Consider the following 22,581-nt stretch of genomic DNA (forward strand, 5'->3'; position numbering starts at 1 on the left):
ATAGTGTTACAATTCTAAAAAAGAAGGTTTGAGAAACCAACAAAATGTACTTAAGAATTTTGGGTTGGTAGCGGGTCCTGCCCTTTTTATATATATCATCTTCTTTTTTCATCCCGAAGGTCTTTCAAAAGAAGCCAATGCCGTATTGGCTTCTACAGTTTGGATTGCTATCTGGTGGACATTAGAAGTGGTTCCCATTGCGGTAACAGCTTTGTTGCCGGTAGTACTTTTTCCGCTTACGGGAGCGCTAGACCTCAGTGCCACCACCGCCAGCTATGGTCACAAATTTGTTTTTCTGTTTATAGGAGGGTTCATTTTAGCCATAGCTATAGAGAAATGGAACCTGCACCGCCGTATGGCCCTTACCATTATTAACTTCATAGGAACCGGTGTAAGCAGTATTATCCTGGGTTTTATGGTGGCTACGGCCTTCTTATCTATGTGGATATCCAATACGGCTACCGCCGTTATGATGATGCCTATTGGTATGGCCATTGTAAAACAGTTAAAGGACAATCCCGCGACCCCGGAAAATGAAACTCGTATTTTCGGGAAAGCACTCATGCTGGCTATTGGGTATTCTGCTTCCATAGGCGGGGTAGCTACCCTTATTGGTACACCTCCCAATCTCGTACTCTCAGGAATCCTCTCAGATACGTATGGTATTGAAATATCATTTATGGACTGGATGAAATTCGGACTCCCCATAAGTCTTTTACTTTTGGGTATTTGCTGGTGGTACCTTACGCGTAAAGCATTTCGGTTACAGAAAAAAAAGTTTCCCGGCGGGAGGGCAGAGATCAAAAGATTATTAAAAACGCTGGGCCGTATTTCTTTTGAAGAGAAACTGGTGCTGCTGGTATTTAGCCTTACGGCACTTTGCTGGATGTTGCGTAGTTATCTGATCAAACCGTTTATTCCCGCAATTGATGATACCATAATAGCCGTTTTTTTTGCAGTTACTTTGTTTTTACTCCCTGCGGGAAAGAAAAATAAAGGAAAATTGCTCAAATGGGATGAAGCCGTAAAACTCCCCTGGGGCATATTGCTTTTATACGGCGGCGGACTTTCACTGGCTTCGGGTTTTTCAGAAACGGGGCTGGCAGAATGGATTGGTATGCAACTCACCACTATTAAAGGAGTTTCTTTGCTGATACTGATACTTATTTTAGTCACTGCCGTAAACTTCCTGACCGAAGTTACTTCAAATCTGGCAACCACTTCCATGCTTTTACCGGTGATTGTTCCGGTGGCTTTTATTTTTGACGCGCACCCGTATGTGCTTATGGTAGGAGTTACCATAGCTGCTTCCTGTGCTTTTATGCTTCCGGTAGCAACCCCTCCCAATGCTATCGTTTTTGGTTCGGGGTATCTCCGTATTCCGGATATGTTACAAAAAGGCGTATGGATGAATGTGATATCCATATTAATAATTACACTGGCTACCTACTATCTGCTTCCGTTTATCTGGGATTTTGACCCGCATACCTTTCCGGAAACCTTAAAAAAGTAAATGTATGCTCACCGGTTTTCCACTTCTTCTCTGTATTCTCGCTTCCATTTTATTAATAGTGGTTCTTACTTCCCGGTATAAGTTTCATCCGTTTCTGGCGCTGGTAATAGCGTGTTTTTTTCTGGGGATCTGCAGCGGGATGTCGTTTCCCGTATTGTTGCGATCCATGCAGGAAGGATTTGGGGGGCTTATGGCTTCCATAGGGCTTATTGTAATATTTGGGAGCGTAATCGGGGTTTTTCTGGAGAAGTCCGGAGGAGCCTTGCAGATTGCACGTTATATTATTCAGCTTTCAGGAAAAAAAAAGAACCCTCTCTGCCATTTCCGTTATTGGAGCAGTAGTGAGTGTACCCGTATTTTGCGACAGTGGTTTCATCTTATTATCCGGCCGTCACAAAGCCAGCCTTAGTCTGGCACTGGCTACCGGTCTTTATACTACGCACACCCTGATTCCTCCTACTCCTGGCCCTATAGCCGCAGCGGGAAACCTGAATGCCTCACAACATCTGGGGATGGTTATTCTTATAGGGATCATCATTAGTATTCCCGTATTGCTCACCTTACAATGGTTATCCGGAAAACTGGGAAAACAGGTAGAACTGGTATCAGAAGAAAACGATACTTCTAAAAACGTAAATGAAAGTGTACCCTCGGTATTTAAATCCCTCTTGCCCCTGGTACCGCCTATAATATTGATTGCTGCAGGTACGCTGGCTCCTTTTTTAGGATATGAAAAACCCTGGCTCTCTTTTTTAAGCACCCCGGTGACCGCCATTTTTCTGGGAGCTTTGGTGGCTATGCTGGTTTTTAAAGCCAAAAGTTACAGAAGACTATACCCAATGGTTTACACAGGCAATTAAAGTGGCCGGACCTATACTTATTATCACAGCTGCCGGAGGTGCTTTGGTGGCGTATTAAAAGCAACGCCGCTTGAGTTTGCACTGGCCGTAATGGCCATAGGCGGGGGTGCCATGATGGTATCTCACTACAATGACAGTTATTTCTGAGTAGTGTCTCAATTTAGTGGTATGTCCTCCCGGGATACCTACTGTACCTTTTCATTGCTTACTGTAGTTCAGGGACTCACGGTACTGCTTTGCACCCTGCTCATCTGGTTCTTATTTGTATAAGTATCAGTTGCCAAAAGCACAGGCAATAGCATGTTCCACGCCGCGAAGTTCAGCAAGGCCTTTAAGCCTTCCAATAGCCGTATATCCGGGATTTGTTTTTTTATGGAGATCATCCAGAAGCTGGTGCCCGTGATCAGGCCGCATGGGGAGTGACTTTTTTTGTCCCTGTTGTAATTGAAAAAATGCTTTTACTACCTTGTACATAGGTACATCACCTTCCAGATGACCGGCTTCATGAAAATTTCCCTCATCGTCCCGAAGGGTACTTCGCAGGTGCACAAAATGAATGCGGTGCCCAAAGTCACGTATCATTTGAAGAAGGTCATTATCTGCCCGTACACCCAGAGAACCGGTGCAAAAAGTTATACCGTTATGTACATTATCCGTTTGCATGAGAATACGTTTCAGATCACTGGCCGTACTCACAACCCTGGGCAATCCAAAAATAGGAAAAGGAGGGTCATCCGGATGAATCGCCATACGAACGTTGTTGTTGGCAGCTACCGGAACAATAGCATCCAGAAAGTATTGCAGGTGCTTTGCCAGTGTCCCGGAATCTATATGCTGATACGTATCGAGTACGTCTTGAAACTGTTGGATGGTATAGCCTTCCTCTGCCCCCGGCAATCCGGCAATTATGGTACGTGTAAGCGTTTCTTTTTCTTTCTCTGACAGACGCTGATAATAAGCGTTTCCCAGAGAAAGCTGTTGGGGTGTATAGGTTTGTTCTGCTCCGGGTCTCTTTAAAATAAAACAGTCAAATGCTACCAGCGCCTGTATTTCAAACCGGAGGGCCTTTCCCCTGTTTCCCAGCTCGTAATAAAGATCGGTACGGGTCCAGTCCAGTCCAGGCATAAAATTGTAGCAGATGGTGTGTATCCCTTCAGCGGCCAGGTTTTCAATACTTTGCTGATAATTTTTTATATACGTTTCATAAGCGCCTTTTTGGGTTTTGATCGCTTCATGAACAGGAATACTTTCTACTACAGACCATGTGAGCCCTACTTCTTCTATACATTGTTTTCTTTTTCGTATTTCTTCCCGTGGCCAGATCTCTCCGTTTGGAATGTGGTGCAGGGCACTTACCACTCCCGTGGCTCCGGCCTGTTTTATATCTAAGAGGCTTACCGGGTCTTTGGGCCCGTACCAGCGCATGGTTTGTTCAAACAATAGCATACTATATATTTTAATTACACCCCGGAATAGGCATTAAATCCTCCGTCAATAGGAATCACGGTTCCGGTTACAAATTGGGAGGCTTCTGTACAAAGCCAGTGGATGGCTCCAAAGAGTTCTTCAGGTTGCCCGAAACGTCCCATAGGGGTCTGATTTATAATTTGCTGCCCTCTTTGGGTGAGACTTCCATCCGGTTGTGTGAGGAGCGTACGGTTTTGTTCAGTAAGGAAAAAGCCGGGCGCAATGGCGTTTACCCGCATACCTTCACCGTATTTTTGGCAAAACTCAATGGCCAGCCATTGCGTGAGATTATCAATAGCTGCTTTGGCCGATGCGTAGCCCATCACCCGGGTAAGAGGGCGGGCCGCCGCCATAGAGGAGATGTTGATAATACTGCCTTTTTTTTCTTTTAGGAAAAGGGGCAACAACGTTTTTACCGGTAAAAAAGTACCCATGTAATTGAGCTCTATTACTTTTTGAAGTGCTTCGGTATCACTATTTAGAATGCTCTGTTCCGGCATAACCACGGCTCCAGCCATATTTCCGCCAGCGGCATTGAGCAGTACATCTATATACCCAAACTGTTGCTGTAACTGTTGACAAACGGTTTGCAGCGCATCCTCATTCGTAACATCGGCAATAACGGCATGGGCAACGCCTCCGTGGTCTTTTATAGATTGAACGAGTTGGTTGGTTTTAACAGTATCGCGTCCGAGGGCAATTACCACAGCTTCCTGCTCTGCTAAGTAGTGAGATATGGCCGTACCTAACACCCCGGTAGCCCCACTCACAACTACTTTTTTATTTTTAAGAGAAAACAGGTGATTCATAACAGTTGTTTTTAAGTATTAAAGTGATATACCTCGTTTCCAGGGTATAAAATCGTCTTGATGGAGTTTCTGAGCTTTAGTGCGTAGCTCTCCACTGGCCACTTTTACTATAAAATCAAGTAATTTTTCGCCGGCCTGTGCAATATTTTCACCCCCTGTAATGATAGCTCCGGTATCAACATCTATAATATCAGGCATACGTTTTGCCAGTTCAGAGTTGGAAGCAATTTTTATGACCGGAGCAATCGGATTTCCGGTTGGGGTTCCCAGTCCGGTAGTAAATAAAATAATAGTAGCTCCAGATCCTGCCAGTGCCGTAGTACTCTCTACATCGTTTCCGGGAGTACAAAGCAAATTGAGTCCGGGTTTTGTGGCTGTTTCGGCATAATCCAACACATCGGTAACCGGAGAAGTTCCTCCTTTTTTAGCAGCACCTGCACTTTTCATAGCATCTGTGATAAGTCCGTCTTTAATATTACCCGGGCTGGGATTCATATCAAATCCTGATCCTGCCGCTTCCGCAGAACGTGCGTAAGTGCGCATAAGCTGTATAAACTTTTGCGAAATAGCCTTATGGGTGCAACGATTAATAAGTTCCTGCTCTACACCGCAAAGTTCGGGAAATTCTGCGAGCAGGGTAGTGCCTCCCAGAGAGGCTATGATATCTGATACATGGCCTACAGCGGGGTTGGCAGAGATCCCGGAAAACCCGTCAGACCCTCCACATTCCAGTCCTATGGTGAGTTTGTTAAGCGGAGCAGGACTTCTTTGAAGTTTGTTGACTTCCATAAGGCCCGTAAAAGTTTGTTTGATAGCTTTAGACAATAACTGTGCTTCTGTACCCTCCTGTTGTTGCTCCAGTATAAACAGGGGTTTTTGAAAATCGGGATTTTTTTCCTGAAGTTTTTCCTGTAAAATATGTATTTGAGCATTCTGGCACCCCAGGCTCAATACGGTGGCCCCGGCTACGTTAGGATTGTGAAGATATCCGGCAATAAGACTGCAGAGCATTTCGGCATCTTCGCGAGTACCTCCACACCCTCCCTGATGGGTGAGGAATTTAATGCCGTCAACATTCGGGAAAAGACGCTCCGAAAAAGCAGTATCATCTTCAGGCATAATAGTTTCTATATCAATGGATCGTCCTTCACGATACAATTGTGCCATTTGCTGCACGTATTTTTTATACCGATTGGGGCGCAGGAACCCTAATTCTTCCAGAAACGCCTCTTTCATAACTTCTACGTTCCTGTTTTCACAAAATACCAGTGGAATCACCAGCCAGTAGTTGGCCGTACCCACCTGCCCGTCTGCACGGTGATATCCCAGGAAAGTTCTGGAGGCCCATTGGGGTACCTGAAGTGCTTCCCAGGAGGCAGTGGTGGTTTTTTCAGAAAAGCTATGAGCCTTATGTGAAACGTTGTGCGTAGTAAGAGCACTCCCTTTTTCAATAGTTTCGGAAGCGATTCCCACCAGTGTACCGTACATAATAACAGGATCGCCTTTTTTTATTTCTGCTTCGGTAAATTTGTGTTTGGCACGTATGGTTTCTGCTACCGGTATCGAAGTACCATTATATTCCAAAGGCTCGTTCTTTGCCAGATCTGTTAAGGCAACAAACACATTGTCATCAGGGTGTATTTTAAGAATTTTATGAGCCATTAAAAAATAAAATTAGTATATTGCGCAATCGATTGCACAAGTTACATAAAAAAGTATAACTTACCATATAAAAACATAAAATTTGAAAATCGGTATCTTTAATCAAAGGCTTGCACAGATATGAAAAAACGTATCATAACTCTTGGTGAAGTACTCATGCGGTTAACGGCGCCCAATAATAAGCGGTTTGTGCAGGCTACGAATTATGAAGCATTTTTTGGAGGAGCCGAAGCCAATGTAGCCGTTTCTTTGTCACATTTTGGGTTAGCTACTACGCATGTTACTGCATTTCCGGCACATGATATTGGAAAAAGTGCAGGGCAATACCTCCGATCTCATGGAGTGGATACCTCTCATATATACTTTACTGAAAAAGGCCGAATGGGTCTGTACTTTCTTGAAAAGGGAACCATGCAGCGGGCCTCCCGAATTATTTATGACCGGTTTGAATCTTCCTTTTCTCATATAGACCCCAATGTCTTTAACTGGGATATCATTTTTAAAGATGCCCACTGGTTACACTGGTCCGGTATAACCCCGGCACTTTCCCAATCGGCTGCTGTGCTGTGTAGAACAGCAATACACAAAGCCAAAGAATTCGGACTAACGGTAAGCGGTGATATTAACTACCGGCGCAACCTCTGGCAATATGGAAAGCAGCCTCATGAAGTCATACCGGAGCTGATACAAAAAACCGATGTGGTCATTGCCGGGCTTTCCGATTTCAGGAACTGCCTGGAGATTAATAAAGAAGATTTTGAAGCTGCCTGCCTCAACGCGGTAAGCAAATATCCCCACATACACACCTTTGCTACCACGCATAGGATTTCTCTTTCCGCTACTCATAATAAACTCTCAGCAGTTATGTGGAAAGCTCAAAAAATGTATACTTCAAAAATATATGAACTTCCGGCTATTACAGATCGTATTGGCGGGGGAGATGCTTTTATGGCAGGGCTTATTTACGGATTGCTTTACAGAGAACCGCAGCAGGCACTTGATTTTGCCATAGCGGCTTCAGTATTAAAACACGGGATACCGGGAGATGCCAGTCTGGTAACCGTAGAAGAAACAGACCGGTTGGTTACCGGTGAAAATACCGGCAGACTTTTAAGATAAGCTATTGAAAAAAGAACAGATCATACAGGCAATGGAACAAACCGGACTCATTCCGGTATTTAGCCATGCTGATGTAGAAACTGTAAAAAATGTACTGGATTGTGCTTATGAAGCAGGCATCCGGGTGTTTGAATTTACCAATCGTACAGAGAATGCTGTAGAAGTCTTTACCGAACTGGCCCGGTATAAACAAAAGTATCCAGATATGATATTGGGTACAGGTACCGTATTTGACGAAGAAACTGCCATCCGGTTTTACAAGGCAGGTGCACAGTTCCTGGTTTCTCCTGCCTGCATACCTGAAATAGCACATCTGGCGAATAAAAAAGATATATTGTACATCCCCGGATGCGGCACGGTAACCGAAGTTTTTGAGGCTTTGAAAATGGGGGCTTCTCTCATAAAAATATTCCCTGCGAATGTGCTGGGCCCGGCATTTGCCAAAGCTGTAAAATCAGTATTACCTCAGGTAAAAATAATGCCTACCGGTGGTGTTCTGCCCAATGCAGAAAACCTGCAATTGTGGTTTTCTTCCGGAGTGAGTTGCGTAGGTATGGGATCCCAACTCTTTGATAAAAACCTGGTACAAAACAGAAATTACGAAATGCTCACGCATTCTATACAAGACACACTGCAAATCGTGAAAACCATACGCTCATAAATGGTATTCAGAAAGTACATATTCGTTTTGGGATTGCTATTGCTTTTTTCCTGTCGTCATGAAAAAGCCGAGAAAGTATTACGCCTGGCTCATGGGTTAGATACGCACCACCCGGTGCATAAAGCAATGGTGTACCTGGGAGAGAGACTGGCAGAAAAATCAGAAGGAAAACTTACCGTAAAGATCTACCCCGGCGGGCAATTGGGTGCTGAAAGGGAATGCCTGGAACTTCTGCAGATTGGCAGTCTTGATATTACCAAAGTATCTGCTGCGGTTTTAGAAAACTTTGTTGCCGATTATAAGCTGTTGAGTATCCCTTATATTTTTAGAGATAAGGCCCATTCACACGCCATGTATGATAGTGAAGTAGGAAAAGAATTTCTGCTGAAAGGAACCCCTTTTAGATTGCGGGGCCTGTGTTTTTACGATGCCGGTAGTCGTAGTTTTTACACCAAAGAGCGGCCTGTACACACACCGGAAGACCTATCAGGATTAAAAATACGGGTACAAAAGAGTAATATGGCAGTTGCTATGGTTCAGTTGCTGGGCGGCTCGCCAACCCCTATTTCATGGGGAGAATTATATACGGCCCTTCAGCAGGGAGTAGTAGATGGCGCAGAGAATAACTTACCCAGTTTTTATTCGTCAAAACACTACGAAGTGTGTCGTTATTACAGTTTTGATGAGCATACGGCAGTTCCGGATATTTTATTGATAGGTACCGAGAGCTGGAACCGTTTATCTCCCGAAGAGCAAGATTGGTTAGCGTCTGCCGCGCAGGAGTCGGCTTTATTTCAGCGAAAAGTATGGGCCGAAGCCGAAGCAGCTTCCTTAAAAGCCATACAGGAAGCAGGTGTAGAAGTAAATTACCCTGATAAAGCTGCCTTTGCTTTAAAAACAAAAGACATAGAAAACCTGTTTAAAGATAATGAGGAAGCACAGCGCCTTATAAAAGCGATTAAAAATATAGAATAATGCGAAAAACCATTGACAAATGGCTTGAAGTACTGCTTATTACCATTTTACTGGTCATGCTACTGGCGGTAATGTGGCAGGTGTTCTCGCGGTATCTTTTAAGTGCTCCCAGTACCATGACAGATGAAGTGGCGAGTTATGCACTTATCTGGCTGGGGCTGTTTGGTGCGGCGTATGCCACCGGTAAAGAGTTGCACCTGGCTATTGACCTTTTGCCTGTACGGCTTATACAAAAAGCACCGGTTTTCTTCTCGGCCGTCATTGCCGTCGCTGTAATATTCTTTGCCTTTACCGTAATGGTCATAGGCGGGGCAAGACTCTGTTGGATAACGTATGTATTGAACCAGCGTTCGGCTGCCCTTGAAGTGCCTTTGGCTTTTATTTACACGGCAGTACCCGTTAGCGGACTCCTTATTGTGTATTACAGTCTGGACACCTTTTTAAAAAAACGAAGTATTCTTAAAAAAAATGCCCATGGGTTATACGGAAGCACTGATACTGGTTCTTAGCTTTCTGGTCTTTCTTTCCATGAGAGTGCCTATTGCTTACAGCATAGGCTTATCTGCTTTGTTAACCCTGTTAGTATCCATGCCCTTTTTACCCTCCGTTACCACCCTGGCACAACGTATGGCGACCTCACTGGACAGTTTTGCCCTGCTGGCTATACCTTTTTTTATACTGGCGGGGCAGGTAATGAACAGTGGGGGGATAGCGCGCAGGCTTATAGATTTTGCCAAAGCCGTAGTGGGGCCTCTACCGGGCGGGCTCGCTTTTGTAAATATTATTGCCTGTATGCTTTTTGGGGCTATTTCCGGTTCGGCAGTAGCCGCAGCTTCAGCCATTGGCGGTTTTATGAACCCCATGATGGAAAAAGAAGGGTATGACAAATCGTTTAGCGCCGCCGTAAATATTACCAGTGCCACTACAGGGCTCATTATCCCGCCCAGTAATATTCTTATCATTTACTCACTGGCCAGTGGCGGGGTTTCTATTGCCGCCTTGTTTTTAGCCGGGTACGTTCCCGGGCTGCTTATTGGCGTAGCACTTATGCTGGTAGCTGCCGTCTATGCGTATCTGAAAAAATATCCCACCGAAAGAGCAGTGGGGTTTAAAGTATTTTTGAAACGTTTTATGGCTGCTTTTCCCAGTTTATTACTCCTCGTAGTAGTTATGGGAGGAATTGTAGGTGGTATTTTTACGGCTACCGAAGCCTCTGCCGTTGCTGTCGTCTATACCTTTATACTGGCAGCTTTCTATAAAGAGATTACCTTAAAACACATTCCTTCTATTTTGCTGGAAACCGTTAAAACTACCGCCATTGTAATGCTGCTTATTGCCACGTCGGTCGCGATGTCCTGGGTAATGTCCTACGAAAATATTCCGCAGGAAATTAGTACCGCTTTACTAGCTATAAGTGATAACCCCATAGTGATCCTTATCATTATCAATCTTATTTTACTCTTTGTAGGTATATTTATGGATATGACCCCCGCGGTGCTCATTTTTACTCCTATTTTTCTTCCCATTGTTACCGATATAGGTATTGACCCCATTCACTTTGGTATCATTATGATCCTTAATCTTTGTATAGGCCTTTGTACCCCTCCTGTTGGTTCTGTACTTTTTGTAGGTTGTGGTGTGGCCGGGTTGAGCATTCAGAAGGTATTAAAACCTTTGCTTCCCCTTTTTCTCATGATGTTAATAGTATTGATATTAGTTACCTATATTCCGGGGTTAAGTCTCTGGCTTCCAAATATTTTTGGTTTTTAAGTGTCCATAGATACATTACCGCTTTAAAAGTGTTAAAGCTTTCACAGTCTGCGTTAAAATCGTTTTCAGGCACGGTTTACTGCACAATTTATTTTAAATTTATTGGCTAATGCTAACCAAAAATTTCAGAAATGAGTCGTAATTTTTTAAAGATGACCGCCTGGGCATTCGTCTTCCTTTTGTATATGCCCGATGCTTCGGCACAGCGCAAAAAATCTAAAACACAATCTCCCGTTTATCCTCAGGAACTGTATGAAGGTATTCAGTATCGTGAGTTGGGTCCTTTTCGTGGAGGCCGCTCGGCAGCAGTTACAGGAGTACCGGGAAAACCCAATCTCTTTTATTTTGGTGCTACCGGTGGCGGGGTTTGGAAAACCGAAGATGGCGGGCGCATATGGGAAAACATATCTGACGGCTATTTTGGAGGCTCAGTAGGTGCTATTACCGTAGCACAAAGCGACCATAATGTTTTGTATGTAGGGGGTGGAGAAGTTACTGTACGGGGAAATGTTTCTTCGGGCTATGGTATCTGGAAAAGTGAAGATGCCGGTAAAACATGGACGAGTGCCGGACTGGAAAAATCCCGTCATGTACCGCGTATTGTAGTACACCCGGCCGATTATAACACCGTGTATGCCGCCGTATTAGGCGATATTTATAAGCCTACTCAGGAGAGAGGTGTTTATAAAAGTACCGATGGTGGAAAGACCTGGCGAAAAACTTTATTTGTAAATGACGGGGCCGGTGCCGTAGATCTTGTTATAGACCCCAATAATCCCCGAATATTGTATGCAGCCACCTGGCGAGTACAGCGTACACCTTATAGCCTTAGTAGCGGTGGCGAGGGTTCTGCACTCTGGAAAAGTACCGATAGTGGTGAAACGTGGACAGAGATCTCCACTCATGATGGTTTTCCCAAAGGCACCTTAGGTATTATTGGGGTTACCGTATCTCCTGTAAATTCAGAACGAGTATGGGCCATAGTAGAGCATAAAGAAAAAGGAGGCGTATATCGCAGTGAGAACGGTGGTAAAACGTGGAAACAAACCAACAATAGCCGTAGCCTTAGGCAACGGGCATGGTACTACACCCGTATTTATGCCGATACTCAGGATGAAGATGTAGTGTATGTAATGAATGTGCGTTATCATAAATCTAAAGATGGCGGAAAGAACTTCAGTGCGTTCAACGCTCCCCATGGTGACCATCATGACCTTTGGATCGCCCCCGAAAACTCAAAACGTATGGTAATTGCAGATGACGGCGGCGCACAGGTAACCTATGACGGCGGGGAGACCTGGAGTACCTATCACAACCAGCCCACCGCACAGTTTTACAGAGTAACGACCGATAATCAGTTTCCCTATCGCATTTATGTAGCCCAGCAAGACAATTCTACCTTACGCGTAAAACACCGTAGTGATGGCAGTTATATTACCGAAAAAGACTGGGAGGAAACCGCCGGAGGCGAATCGGCCCATATTGCGGTAGATCCTAAAGATAATGATATCGTGTATGGAGGCAGTTACGGGGGCTTCCTTACCCGTGTAAATCATAAAACAGGAACCACCCGTGCCATTAACGTATGGCCAGACAATCCTATGGGCTATGGTGCCGAAGGGATGAAGTACCGTTTTCAATGGAATTTTCCAATTATTTTCTCAAAACACGATCCCAACAAACTATACACCTTCTCCAACCACGTACATCTAAGTACCAACGAAGGCCAAAGTTGGGAAGTATTAAGTCCGGATCTTACCCGTAACGATCCCGAAAAATTAAAATCTTCCGGAGGCCCCATCACACAAGACAATACAGGAGTTGAGTACTACTGTACCATTTTTGCAGCCAATGAAAGCCCTCTTAAAGAAGGTCTTTTATGGGTGGGTAGTGATGACGGCCTTGTGCATATAACCCGTGACGGTGGGAAAAACTGGGATAATGTAACCCCAAAAAACCTGCCCGAATGGAGTATGATAAACAGTATAGAACCCTCCGCTTTTGATGAAGGCACCTGTTACCTCGCAGCTACCCGTTATAAGCTGGGAGATTTTGAACCGTACCTGTATAAAACTACCGATTATGGTGCCACATGGGCCCGTATTGATACCGGTATAGACCGGGAGCATTTTACCAGAGTATTAAGAGAAGATCCCGCTCAAAAAGGGTTGCTGTATGCCGGTACAGAAACAGGTATGTATATTTCCTTTAATGACGGCCGTAAGTGGGAACCTTTCCAGCTTAACCTTCCTATTGTACCTGTTACCGATCTGGCTATAAAAGAAAACAATTTAATTGTAGCTACTCAGGGAAGAAGCCTCTGGATACTGGACGATCTTACCGTGCTGCATCAGTTGGATAAAGACATGGTAAATAAAGATTTTGTATTGTTTAAACCCAAAGACAGCTACCGTACCAAAGGAAGAGGGGGGCGCTCCTCAAAAACCCAGGGTACCAATCACTCCAATGGTGTAATTACCTATTTCTTCCTCGATCAGTATAACAAAGAAAAAGACACCATATCCTTAACTTTTAAAGATAAGAGTGGTACCGTTATTAAAGAATACAGCACGGCTGCTGAAGAAAAAGAAGATAAACTTACCGTAAAAGAAGGCAGTAACCACTTTGTCTGGAACACACGCTATAAAGGTGCAGAACAGTTAGAAGGGATGATATTATGGTGGGCTAACCTTAACGGTGCCAAAGCCGTACCGGGTACATACCGGGTAGCTCTTACTGTAAACGGGAGTACACAAGAGCATGATTTTGAAATTGTTCCCGATCCCCGTGCAGAAGTCACCGTTCAGGATATGCAAACCCAGTTTGATTTTGTAAAAGAAGTAAATGAAACCGTAGACCGGGCCCATAAATCCATAAAAAAAATACGAAAGATCAACACACAGCTCGCCGCCTTTGAGAAGCAGTATAAAGATAATGAAGCAGTAAAAGCCTTAAGAGATAGAGCAAAAGCCCTTAAAAAGCAGCTTACCGAAATAGAAGAAGCCTTATACCAAACCAAAAACCGCAGCGGGCAGGACCCCCTTAATTTCCCTATAAGGCTTACCAACAAACTAGCACATTTAAACAGCCTTGTGACCATAGACGATTTTCCGCCTACCGCACAGGATATTGCTGTAAAAAATGAGCTTACCAAAGACATACTCAGTAAACTCACAGTTTTTGATAAGTTAGTAAGTGATGAGGTAGCCGCTTTTAATAAAGAATTTAATGCAGCAGGTCTTAATTATTTGTTTGTAGAATAGGCCTTATTTGTTAAATCGCCGGAAAACCCTGAAATTTGAAGGTTTTAAAAGGTAAGTATATACCCGGGTTTTCCGGCGATCTCATTACAAGGCACTATGGCAGAGTATTACAACTATATAAAATCACTACACCTCATTTTTGTAATTACCTGGTTTGCAGGGCTTTTTTACATTCCACGTCTTTTTATATACCAGATAGAAGCCTTTCACAAACCCTCTCCCGAAAAAGAAATACTGGGAAAACAGTTAAAACTTATGGCATGGCGCCTTTGGTATATTATTACCTGGCCCTCCGCCGTATTGGCTACCCTTTTTGCTATATGGCTACTTTTTTTACAACCGGGTTGGTTAGAACAGGGATGGATGCATGTAAAACTCGCTTTTGTAGTACTGCTTATCGTGTATCATTTAAAATGCCATCAAATTCTTTGGCAATTGCAACGCGATGAGGTAAAATATACTTCCGGGTTTATGCGTATTTGGAACGAGGGGGCCACCATTATTTTATTTGCCGTAGTATTTCTCGTAATCCTTAAAAATGCCATTAGCTGGATATTTGGGGTAGTGGGCCTTCTTATATTGGCCCTACTGCTTATGCTGGGTATAAAATGGTACAAACGTGTACGAGAGCGTAAAGGGTAAGTTTTATTTTGCTATTTGTTCTATAATTTTTTTCAACTTTTCTAAATCACTTGGATCTTCTAATTTGTGTATCATTCGATGGCAGTTACTACATAATACGGCAAAGTCTTCTTTTAAATTAACTTTGAAGTTCCCAATGCCAAGTTCCGAAATAGGCTTTAGGTGATGTGTTTCGATAAAGTTTTCGCCAATGTTTCCATATACTTCTGTAAATGTCATTTTGCAAGCTTCGCAATTATAACCTTTTATTTTTTTAACTTTTTTAGACAAGTAAGAGTTTCTTTCAATTCTTTCATGTAACCTAACTTTCTTTTTCTCTATCCCATGGATATCCAACCGATCATTAAAAGAATTATCTATGTAAGTAAGATTTTCATACAATTCTAAAACTTCATAAATATCATTTTTTAGTTGAGAAGCGTTGGGTAAGTTTTCTCTTGGATAATACTTTGCAATTATATTACCTGCTTCATAATGTTTAGCATTTCGAATGTTTGAGCTCAAGTTAATTTTGGTTAAATAATCATTATCATTATAATTGATCTTAGCTCTGTAATCTTTAGCTCTTAATTTTAAAACAGATATAGCCTCTTTTTTATAGTTTTCTATAACATCGGTTACACCTTGATTTAGAGATAAATAAATGCCACTCATGTCAGATTTATAGATAAAAACTGGATAGTATCCTTTTTGAGGGCTATTTGTTATTAAAATATCTAAAATAGCAATCCATGGACATTCCGTCCAATTGCCTTTGCCTGATGAGCCAACTACTTTATATCTTGTTTTATCGGGTATTAATTCGGTAATTTGAGAGGGGAACTCCTTTCTAAATTTATTCGCAAGCCAATTTTTACCGAAAGCTTTAGATTTTTCGATTAAATAATTTTCAATAGGCTCTCTTAAAACATTATTCATTCCATGTCAACTATTCATAGATTTCTTAGATCTATCCTAGATAGTGATGATATAATTATTATACAATTAAGAGATAAATATATAAAACAATATTTTTAAGAGTTTACGGTAAAACCATAGAGTCTGTTGTTTCTTTAGCCACAAAAAAAGAGCATCCATGTGCCTCTTATAGAAAAGCAAATAATCATTATTATACTGGTAAGAGTATTTAGACAACTCCCATAATTAAAATAACCACAATGCTTATATTTGGGTGTTGGGGCAACTGTTGAAAAACAAAAACGTGAAAGCATTGATATTTATTTTTCTGATCACTATTTCGTCTTGTAACGAAACGAAAAACACTCAATCTAAATTTGATTTGCCTGAATCGGATTTTGTAATTCTACCGTTTAATAAAGACTGGTATTGGATTTTTAAAAATGTAAAATCAACTGAACTCACTCAATATGAATTGATTGAAATCGAAAAAATTTTGAATATCGCAGTCCAAGAGAATAACGAAAGACAGAGGAAATATTTACAAAAACATAATCAAGAATATCCAAAAAATACATGGACTGAAACTGGGTTTGAATTAGAACTAAAAGATAAGAAAAGACAATATGTTCCTGTAATAAACGAAAAAGGAGAAAAAGAAATATGGATTAATTTTTTCTGTAATGATTGGGAAAGCGATGATTGGAAAAAAGATTTGATGATTGTGCACGATGGAGGAAATTGTTATTTCAATATAAAAGTAAATTTGACAAATAAAACATATTCGGAATTAAGGATTAATGGATATGCTTAAAATTAATTGAAACTGTTACACAACGATGTAACCGGCATTTGCAGCCGTCGGTTCGCTGCGCTTGTGTTGGCAAGTTTTACTACATCCTAACCCCTGCCTGTCTATGACAGACGCTACTTTTTATATACATAGCCGTAAACGCGATACGCGTATAAACATCATTAACCAGCCCAATACCGGCCTTATAGATGTAGCACTGGCCGTAAAAGCCTACGTAAAGTCCGTTTTCGGTACCTCCAATGCCCAAGCCAGAGAAATAAGCAAAATAATTTTCAGGAGGCCCAAAGAAAATGCCTAAACCCACCGGGTTAAAAAGCATATAAGCAAGTACCACGTTCAAATACACAACTACCCGTTGCAAATAGTCATACCAACAGGTAAAATACACATGCGCATACCAAAAACAGGTAGTGTGTTTAGTAAAACACCTATACGCTTCAAAAAAACAAAAAGGGTAAGCAGTAAAATAGCCAGGGTATTGTAAAAAATTAACAGGTGTATGGTGCATATAGAGAGGTGCATGTACAAAACGGGCAGGCACCTTATAAAAACAAGCTTTGTATTTTAAGCTTGTAAGTTATACCGCAACCGGGCCCATAAGAGTATTACCGCTACCCGCATTTATCTCGCCGCTGGGCACCCTGCCAAAAGCTTTTTAGAAAGACATCCCTTTTCCTCCGGGTAGTACGAGAAAGCACTGGTGGTACACCAAAAGGAGGAGGTACTCCTTTTGGGCAGTGTTTCGAGTACGGTTTGCGTAGCAAAACCCCTAGGGAAAAGGCGTCCTTTTTCCGTTCCTTTTTAGACGAGTAAAAAGGAACAAAACCCAAAAAGAACACACACTACCCCATAACTCATAGTGATACTATACCATTACTACATAAATATATATCCCTTACAGAAAAACAAACCATCATTACTATATTTATAGAAACATGTAGATAACTACTATTAGTAAAATATAAATAACCGCAATGCTTATATTTGGGTGTTGGCATTAATTTGTCAAATCAATGAATGTAGATAATCTGCAGATTCTTTCAGACCATTTTTTCTTAAAATATCCAAAACCTCAAATTCATCTAAATCAGGATTTCTTCTGTTTAAGACTAATTTTCGAAACGCTTCAACTGCCTTCTCATGGTTTAAATCAATGATGTCGGTAATAAAATCATCAGCTGATTTTACGGACAATCCGAAAGTGGCTAAATACTCTCCTGGAAAATGTTTAAGATTATTGGTTACAATGACATTGGCGTTGGTCTTAATAGCGGCGGCCATAACATGCCTATCCTTTAAATCTGGAAGAGTTAAAGTTTCAATCAGAGGCTCATAGTTAGAGACAAGCGCATCGGGAAAGGCCAAATTAGCCATATTTGTTCGCTTCTTGATTTGCTCCTCATTTATTCCTTTTTCCTTCATCACTTTTTGCCATTCATCGAAAATGTGATTGCTCCATTTTGGTGTAAACAATTCGTAGTGAGCAAACCAAAACAACAAATCCCTAATCTCAATTGGATAAATAATATTCGAGTCTAAAACACATGTAAAACGAACACTATGAATCATACAGTCCTAATTCTTCATCAAATTTCATTATATCCATCAAAATCTGTTCTTGTTTGGCTTTCATCTCATTCTTATAATTAACAACATCCTCAAACCTAACCCTTCTGTGCTTACCCACTTTGGTAAATGGTATCTTACCCTCTTCTAGTAACTTAACCAAATGTGGGCGGGAACATCCCAAAAATTCAGCAGCTGACTGAGTAGTCATTTCTGTAGCCATTGGAACTAGAGAAATAGGCTTACCTTCACTAGTTGCTTTTAAAATTTTAGCTAAAAGTTTAAGGGCTTTGAGAGGTATTTTTATCTTTTCCTCAGTTTCTTCAATCTCAATTTCTGGATTTTTAGAAGTCAGTTGTTCCAATGTAGCAGCGAGAGCGTTATAAGATTCCATCGCTGTAATCTGCTCCTCTTTTGATGGCCTTTTTATGTGGTTGTAATGTTCCATATTTAATCTTAGTTGTTAAGGTTTGATACAAACTTAAACGAAATAAACGAAACGATGATGTAAGGATTAGTTAAATTATCGTGTGAAAATAAAACTAATGCCAACAATAGCTATAGCAAATAGGGTATAAAGTACTATATTTAAAGGCTTGGATGTGTTTGCCAAGTTCACCAAATCTTTTGTATTTGGCATTTAAAATGAAAAAGTAAATACAAAACAAAAAAAAGGCTTTGGCTACGAGTGCAGACGGAATCGAAAAGGTTTCCCTGTTGCCTTACTTGCCATAGCCAAGATGCTGTAAAACATTTGAGAATATGAAAATAGCATATAAAAAAAGACATCTGAATATGAACTTGATTTTTGGACTTATTTGGTTGGTTTGGTTCTTTGTTGGAGTATTTGGAAAAGAAGAACCCAATTGGACTGATTATGGTTGGATTTTTATTTCGCTAATGTATTTAGGCCTTTACTATTACCAAAAGAATTACAATTATTTAACCATTGAAAACGGAATTTTAAATGTAAATGGGCCATTTGGAAAAAAACTGAATCTAACCGAAATAAAACGGATAAAAAAATTTTCGGGAGACTATATCTTAAAAACAGACAAAAAACAATTGACTATCAATACACAAATAATTGACCCGAATTCACTCGCTGAATTAAATGCAGAATTGGAAAAACTGAATGTAGAACAAAATTAAAAAACGTTTTACCACAATGTAACCGCAATTTGCTTGCGCCAGTTCGCTACACTCGTGTCAGTTTCGTATGTACCTGCCTGCCGTCAGGTAGGCTTGCTAAGTTAAGTGTTAAACCATCTGCCTCGCGGCAATTCGGGCGCAACTATTTATAGCCCAGATAGCTAGCATACATTATGAAAAAAAGCCTATTCATATTACTATTTGTTTCTTCATCTGCAAATGGACAAGATTTCAAAGAATTATATACTCAAAAGCTGAAAAGTTCTTGGGAAGTTTATGAATCTGTATCCTTTACCAAAACAATTGACAAAAAAACAGATAGCCTTTATCGAGCTGTTAATGGAAAAGGATATAAAGAAACCTTAATCGACAATAAAAAAAAATCAGTAGCTGACAGAGCAAAAAAGCTCAAGGAAATAATTGAGTTTTTTAATATCAAATTAACTGAATTAGACTCATTGGCGATCATTGAGCAAAAGTCGTTGAACAATTCGCTCTCAATAGACTTCACAAAAAAAGGAGCTATTTTGACAAAAGACAGTATTTATGGATTTACCTATAACCCAGACATAGAAAATGGAAAAATCAAAAAAACTGATTATTTCAGAGATTCAGGAAGTCCGACAATGAATCAAGCAAAACAAATAATTGGGAATTTAATATTACAAGGAAAAACAAATTACCTTGACACCATTGCAAAAGTGGAATCAGATATGTTTGCTGGACCTTTAAAAGAATTAAGTCCAGAAACGGAAATAGAAGTAATTCTGTACAACAAAAGTGCAGAAAAAAAATTGAGATTGATTTATTTACACGAAACGTTTGTTCAAATTATGAATCAAAAAAAATAACATATACCAATAATGTAATCGCAATTTACTGCCCCCAGTTCGCTACACTCGTATCAGTTTCGTGTACCTGCCTGCCGTTAGGCAGGCTTGCTAAGTTAAGTGTTAAACCACCTGCCTCGCGGCAAGGCGGGCGCAACTATTCATAGTCCAGATCGTTGAGCTTGTAAAAGGGGGTGCCCTAAGCCTGCCGAAGGGCACCCTGCCAAAAGTTCTTTAGAAAGACATCCCTTTTCCTCAGGGCAGTGTTTCGAGTACGGTTTGCGTAGCAAAACCCCTAAGGAAAAGGCGTCCTTTTTCCGTTCCTTTTTAGACGAGTAAAAAGGAACAAAACCCAAAAAGAACACACACTACCCCATAACTCATAGTGATACTATACCATTACTACATAAATATATATCCCTTACAGAAAAACAAACCATCATTACTATATTTATAGAAACATGTAGATAACTGCCATTAGTAAAATATAAATAACCGCAATGCTTATATTTGGGTGTTGGTCTCAATACAAAATTGAAATGGAAAGAAATATAGCAATTATTGGAATTGGGCCGCGTGGTGGTTTTGCGTTTGAGAAGCTAGTTGAGAAATTGAACTGCGAGAAAGGATTTAAGAACATACATATAGCCTTGTTTGAACAAACACAAAATTACGGCAATGGTCAAGTATATAATTTAAAACAAAATTCTTCAAACTGGATAAATATTACTGAAAGAATTACGGATTTGCCCAAAAGAAAAGCATTTAGATTAGATTCTCTTTCTATCAATGAATTTCCTTCATACAAGCAATGGGCTTTTAAAGACAAAGATTTTGATGAGACCAATCCCGATACTTATCCACCTCGTTCTAAAATGGGTAAATATCTATCACAACGCTTCAATTCTCTTGTGCAACCTTTAATAAATGAAGGTTTAGCCACTATAATCAATGAAAAAGTTGAGTATTTAGAATGGCTACCCAGTGGCAAACTTTTATTAAAAACATCTGAAAATGAATACAAAGGTTTTGATGAAGCTTTGCTCACTATAGGTCATCAACCAACCAGCGATGATAAACAAATAAAACAGTGGGAACAATATGTTTCAAAGAATACACACGTCCATCTATTCAAAGAAGCATATCCCATAAAAAAATATTTACACCATAAAGCATTAACAATTAATAGCACTATAGCCATAAGAGGTTTTGGTTTAGCTATGATTGATATTACAAGGGCAATAGCCTTGAATTTTGGTAATTTTATCTATACTGATATCGAAACCAGGGGGTGTAAATTTGATTCGACCCAATTGACACAAAATTTAATTGTACCGTTTTCATTAGATGGTTTGCCTCCTGTTCCAAAACCGCTCAATGCAAATATTGACAAATTATTTAAACCTACTCAACAGTCGTTATCTGATTTTGAAGAAAAAATTGCAAATCATCAAACACAGCAGTCTGCAAATTCTCCTGATTTTCTTCTCAATGCATTTGCTCCTATAGCTAAGGAAATATTCAATAATTTACCTTTCAAAAATTTAGAAGGCGTAACTGAAAACATCGAAGAAGTAATAAAACTTTGGTTGAAAGCCCCGTCTTATACCCATTCATTGATTACAGCAAACAATCAATCACCATTGAGTACTATGGAAGAGTTTGTAGGAATGGCCACTGGAAAAACACCTATTAGCTTGGATTACTGCGTTGGTCAGGTTTGGCGATATTGCCAACCAACTATATATTCTGCCTTATCTCATAACAAATGTGATGAAAAAGTATTTGGAGAAATAATACAAATAGATGAATCCACGAAAAGGTATTCTTTTGGTCCACCAGTTGAAAGTATACAACAAATGATAGCTCTCATTAAAGTAGGGTTTTTAAATATTGATTTTGCAAATAATCCATCCATCAGCCTAACTAAAAAAGGCTGGGAACTATCATCAAACAAAAAACAAATAACTGCAAGCATTATGATTGATTCTATGATAGATAGTCCCAAGGTAAAGGCGGTGACAGCACCGTTAGTTAGTAAATTACTTGCAGATAACATTATGGAACCTGTGCATAGTGAGTTTGGTATTGTTACCGATGAATACGGATATTTGGTATCAGAAAATATAGATAATAAAATACCGATTGCTTTATTAGGTAGGTTAGCAAAAGGAACAGTTATAGGTGTAGATGCAATTTTAGAATGTTTTGGGAAGAGACCAGAAATGTGGGCTGAAAAAGCATCGAAAAATCATTTAAACTGGCTAAAGAAAAATTACGATTAATATAGAGAAACTATTTGAATTTAACAGTGAAGATATTTGGAGACTTCTGGCATCGGCAATCTTCATATACGTTTTAAATATCGACTACATACGTTTGTTACGTAAACGTTCAACATCTAAATTGAATAATTTTGACTGGATTGTTACCGTGTCAATAGGTTCAATCACAGCTTCTGCAATTATTCTCGAAGACGTTTCTATTTTGGAAGGTGGTATAGGCATTTTAGCCATGTTGAAGCCTTACCCTTTTTAGGACAATGCTAAATTCATAAAAATATCTTTATCGTTGACCGTTT

General features: G+C 40.5%; 21 protein-coding genes. 15 read left to right on the forward strand and 6 right to left on the reverse strand.

The features are described 5' to 3' along the window. Positions 1-28: 28 nt before the first annotated feature. Genes WAO84_RS06050 through WAO84_RS06060 form a run of 3 tightly spaced genes read left to right on the forward strand, consistent with a single transcriptional unit; the run spans position 29 to position 2,373 of the window. On the forward strand, positions 29-1,513 hold the full coding sequence (locus WAO84_RS06050) for an SLC13 family permease (RefSeq protein WP_340064409.1): 1,485 nt from the start codon (positions 29-31) through the stop codon (positions 1,511-1,513). 4 nt (positions 1,514-1,517) lie between these two features. Continuing rightward, complete coding sequence (locus WAO84_RS06055) at positions 1,518-1,922, forward strand: GntT/GntP/DsdX family permease (protein ID WP_340064410.1); 405 nt, start codon at positions 1,518-1,520, stop codon at positions 1,920-1,922. After that, positions 1,855-2,373: a GntT/GntP/DsdX family permease gene (locus tag WAO84_RS06060; protein ID WP_340064412.1), complete on the forward strand. Its 519-nt coding sequence runs from the start codon at positions 1,855-1,857 to the stop codon at positions 2,371-2,373. The genes WAO84_RS06055 and WAO84_RS06060 overlap by 68 nt, the downstream gene beginning before the upstream one ends. 273 nt (positions 2,374-2,646) lie before the next feature. Here the strand turns inward: WAO84_RS06060 and uxuA are convergent, their stop codons facing one another. From uxuA to WAO84_RS06075, 3 genes are read right to left on the reverse strand one after another with little or no spacing between them, the layout of a single operon-like run. Continuing rightward, complete coding sequence (gene uxuA / locus WAO84_RS06065; RefSeq protein ID WP_340064414.1) at positions 2,647-3,819, reverse strand: mannonate dehydratase; 1,173 nt, start codon at positions 3,817-3,819, stop codon at positions 2,647-2,649. A 14-nt stretch (positions 3,820-3,833) separates the two neighbouring features. Further along, positions 3,834-4,649 (reverse strand): SDR family oxidoreductase, encoded by an 816-nt coding sequence (locus WAO84_RS06070; protein ID WP_340064415.1) that lies wholly within the window; start codon positions 4,647-4,649, stop codon positions 3,834-3,836. Positions 4,650-4,667: 18 nt separating this feature from the next. Then, positions 4,668-6,311 carry a UxaA family hydrolase gene (locus WAO84_RS06075; RefSeq protein ID WP_340064417.1) on the reverse strand — a complete coding sequence of 548 codons (1,644 nt, stop codon included), beginning with the start codon at positions 6,309-6,311 and terminating at the stop codon, positions 4,668-4,670. A 120-nt stretch (positions 6,312-6,431) separates the two neighbouring features. Here WAO84_RS06075 and WAO84_RS06080 point away from each other — a divergent pair, with 120 nt between their 5' ends. From WAO84_RS06080 to WAO84_RS06110, 7 genes are all read left to right on the forward strand, one after another. Continuing rightward, complete coding sequence (locus tag WAO84_RS06080) at positions 6,432-7,430, forward strand: sugar kinase (protein WP_340064418.1); 999 nt, start codon at positions 6,432-6,434, stop codon at positions 7,428-7,430. Between the two features lie 4 nt (positions 7,431-7,434). Further along, complete coding sequence (eda, locus tag WAO84_RS06085; protein ID WP_340064419.1) at positions 7,435-8,091, forward strand: bifunctional 4-hydroxy-2-oxoglutarate aldolase/2-dehydro-3-deoxy-phosphogluconate aldolase; 657 nt, start codon at positions 7,435-7,437, stop codon at positions 8,089-8,091. Further along, complete coding sequence (locus tag WAO84_RS06090) at positions 8,092-9,066, forward strand: TRAP transporter substrate-binding protein (RefSeq protein ID WP_340064420.1); 975 nt, start codon at positions 8,092-8,094, stop codon at positions 9,064-9,066. Next, complete coding sequence (locus WAO84_RS06095; RefSeq protein WP_340064421.1) at positions 9,066-9,575, forward strand: TRAP transporter small permease; 510 nt, start codon at positions 9,066-9,068, stop codon at positions 9,573-9,575. Before WAO84_RS06090 ends, WAO84_RS06095 begins: the two co-directional genes overlap by 1 nt. Continuing rightward, positions 9,541-10,836 carry a TRAP transporter large permease gene (locus WAO84_RS06100; protein ID WP_340064423.1) on the forward strand — a complete coding sequence of 432 codons (1,296 nt, stop codon included), beginning with the start codon at positions 9,541-9,543 and terminating at the stop codon, positions 10,834-10,836. The genes WAO84_RS06095 and WAO84_RS06100 overlap by 35 nt, the downstream gene beginning before the upstream one ends. A 185-nt stretch (positions 10,837-11,021) precedes the next feature. Next, a complete protein-coding gene (locus WAO84_RS06105; protein ID WP_340064440.1) occupies positions 11,022-14,099 on the forward strand; it encodes a VPS10 domain-containing protein in 3,078 nt (1,025 codons plus the stop codon). Positions 14,100-14,195: 96 nt separating this feature from the next. Next, complete coding sequence (locus WAO84_RS06110) at positions 14,196-14,741, forward strand: CopD family protein (RefSeq protein ID WP_340064424.1); 546 nt, start codon at positions 14,196-14,198, stop codon at positions 14,739-14,741. Positions 14,742-14,744: 3 nt separating this feature from the next. On the opposite strand, the gene WAO84_RS06115 is transcribed toward WAO84_RS06110, so the two are convergent. Then, positions 14,745-15,659 (reverse strand): MrcB family domain-containing protein, encoded by a 915-nt coding sequence (locus tag WAO84_RS06115; protein WP_340064425.1) that lies wholly within the window; start codon positions 15,657-15,659, stop codon positions 14,745-14,747. 283 nt (positions 15,660-15,942) lie between these two features. Between WAO84_RS06115 and WAO84_RS06120 the strand changes: the two genes are divergently transcribed. Both WAO84_RS06120 and WAO84_RS06125 read left to right on the forward strand, forming a co-directional pair. Further along, positions 15,943-16,452 carry a cadherin repeat domain-containing protein gene (locus WAO84_RS06120; protein WP_340064426.1) on the forward strand — a complete coding sequence of 170 codons (510 nt, stop codon included), beginning with the start codon at positions 15,943-15,945 and terminating at the stop codon, positions 16,450-16,452. 103 nt (positions 16,453-16,555) lie between these two features. After that, a complete protein-coding gene (locus WAO84_RS06125) occupies positions 16,556-16,750 on the forward strand; it encodes a hypothetical protein (RefSeq protein WP_340064428.1) in 195 nt (64 codons plus the stop codon). A gap of 707 nt (positions 16,751-17,457) precedes the next feature. Here the strand turns inward: WAO84_RS06125 and WAO84_RS06130 are convergent. Together WAO84_RS06130 and WAO84_RS06135 are read right to left on the reverse strand one after the other, a co-directional pair. After that, complete coding sequence (locus tag WAO84_RS06130) at positions 17,458-18,021, reverse strand: PIN domain-containing protein (protein WP_340064429.1); 564 nt, start codon at positions 18,019-18,021, stop codon at positions 17,458-17,460. Continuing rightward, complete coding sequence (locus WAO84_RS06135) at positions 18,011-18,466, reverse strand: helix-turn-helix domain-containing protein (RefSeq protein WP_340064430.1); 456 nt, start codon at positions 18,464-18,466, stop codon at positions 18,011-18,013. Before WAO84_RS06135 ends, WAO84_RS06130 begins: the two co-directional genes overlap by 11 nt. A 314-nt stretch (positions 18,467-18,780) precedes the next feature. On the opposite strand from WAO84_RS06135, the gene WAO84_RS06140 reads away from it, so the two are divergent. The 3 genes from WAO84_RS06140 to WAO84_RS06150 all read left to right on the forward strand — a co-directional run bounded on the left by WAO84_RS06140 (position 18,781) and on the right by WAO84_RS06150 (position 22,285). Further along, positions 18,781-19,170 (forward strand): hypothetical protein, encoded by a 390-nt coding sequence (locus WAO84_RS06140; RefSeq protein ID WP_340064431.1) that lies wholly within the window; start codon positions 18,781-18,783, stop codon positions 19,168-19,170. Between the two features lie 173 nt (positions 19,171-19,343). Then, positions 19,344-20,021, forward strand: a complete 678-nt coding sequence (locus WAO84_RS06145) for a hypothetical protein (protein ID WP_340064433.1) — start codon at positions 19,344-19,346, stop codon at positions 20,019-20,021. Between the two features lie 518 nt (positions 20,022-20,539). Further along, on the forward strand, positions 20,540-22,285 hold the full coding sequence (locus tag WAO84_RS06150) for an FAD/NAD(P)-binding protein (protein WP_340064435.1): 1,746 nt from the start codon (positions 20,540-20,542) through the stop codon (positions 22,283-22,285). The last annotated feature ends 296 nt before the right edge of the window (positions 22,286-22,581 follow it).

This window comes from Ascidiimonas aurantiaca (assembly GCF_037646345.1).
Lineage (GTDB): Bacteria > Bacteroidota > Bacteroidia > Flavobacteriales > Flavobacteriaceae > Ascidiimonas > Ascidiimonas aurantiaca.

Bases quoted from the DNA above. Each gene is read 5' to 3' on its own strand.
- WAO84_RS06055 (WP_340064410.1), top strand. From the start codon at position 1,518: ATGCTCACCGGTTTTCCACTTCTTCTCTGTATTCTCGCTTCCATTTTA.
- uxuA (WP_340064414.1), bottom strand. From the start codon at position 3,819: ATGCTATTGTTTGAACAAACCATGCGCTGGTACGGGCCCAAAGACCCG.
- WAO84_RS06070 (WP_340064415.1), bottom strand. From the start codon at position 4,649: ATGAATCACCTGTTTTCTCTTAAAAATAAAAAAGTAGTTGTGAGTGGG.
- WAO84_RS06075 (WP_340064417.1), bottom strand. From the start codon at position 6,311: ATGGCTCATAAAATTCTTAAAATACACCCTGATGACAATGTGTTTGTT.
- WAO84_RS06080 (WP_340064418.1), top strand. From the start codon at position 6,432: ATGAAAAAACGTATCATAACTCTTGGTGAAGTACTCATGCGGTTAACG.
- WAO84_RS06090 (WP_340064420.1), top strand. From the start codon at position 8,092: ATGGTATTCAGAAAGTACATATTCGTTTTGGGATTGCTATTGCTTTTT.
- WAO84_RS06095 (WP_340064421.1), top strand. From the start codon at position 9,066: ATGCGAAAAACCATTGACAAATGGCTTGAAGTACTGCTTATTACCATT.
- WAO84_RS06100 (WP_340064423.1), top strand. From the start codon at position 9,541: ATGGGTTATACGGAAGCACTGATACTGGTTCTTAGCTTTCTGGTCTTT.
- WAO84_RS06105 (WP_340064440.1), top strand. From the start codon at position 11,022: ATGCCCGATGCTTCGGCACAGCGCAAAAAATCTAAAACACAATCTCCC.
- WAO84_RS06110 (WP_340064424.1), top strand. From the start codon at position 14,196: ATGGCAGAGTATTACAACTATATAAAATCACTACACCTCATTTTTGTA.
- WAO84_RS06115 (WP_340064425.1), bottom strand. From the start codon at position 15,659: ATGAATAATGTTTTAAGAGAGCCTATTGAAAATTATTTAATCGAAAAA.
- WAO84_RS06125 (WP_340064428.1), top strand. From the start codon at position 16,556: ATGACAGACGCTACTTTTTATATACATAGCCGTAAACGCGATACGCGT.
- WAO84_RS06130 (WP_340064429.1), bottom strand. From the start codon at position 18,021: ATGATTCATAGTGTTCGTTTTACATGTGTTTTAGACTCGAATATTATT.
- WAO84_RS06135 (WP_340064430.1), bottom strand. From the start codon at position 18,466: ATGGAACATTACAACCACATAAAAAGGCCATCAAAAGAGGAGCAGATT.
- WAO84_RS06140 (WP_340064431.1), top strand. From the start codon at position 18,781: ATGAAAATAGCATATAAAAAAAGACATCTGAATATGAACTTGATTTTT.
- WAO84_RS06145 (WP_340064433.1), top strand. From the start codon at position 19,344: ATGAAAAAAAGCCTATTCATATTACTATTTGTTTCTTCATCTGCAAAT.
- WAO84_RS06150 (WP_340064435.1), top strand. From the start codon at position 20,540: ATGGAAAGAAATATAGCAATTATTGGAATTGGGCCGCGTGGTGGTTTT.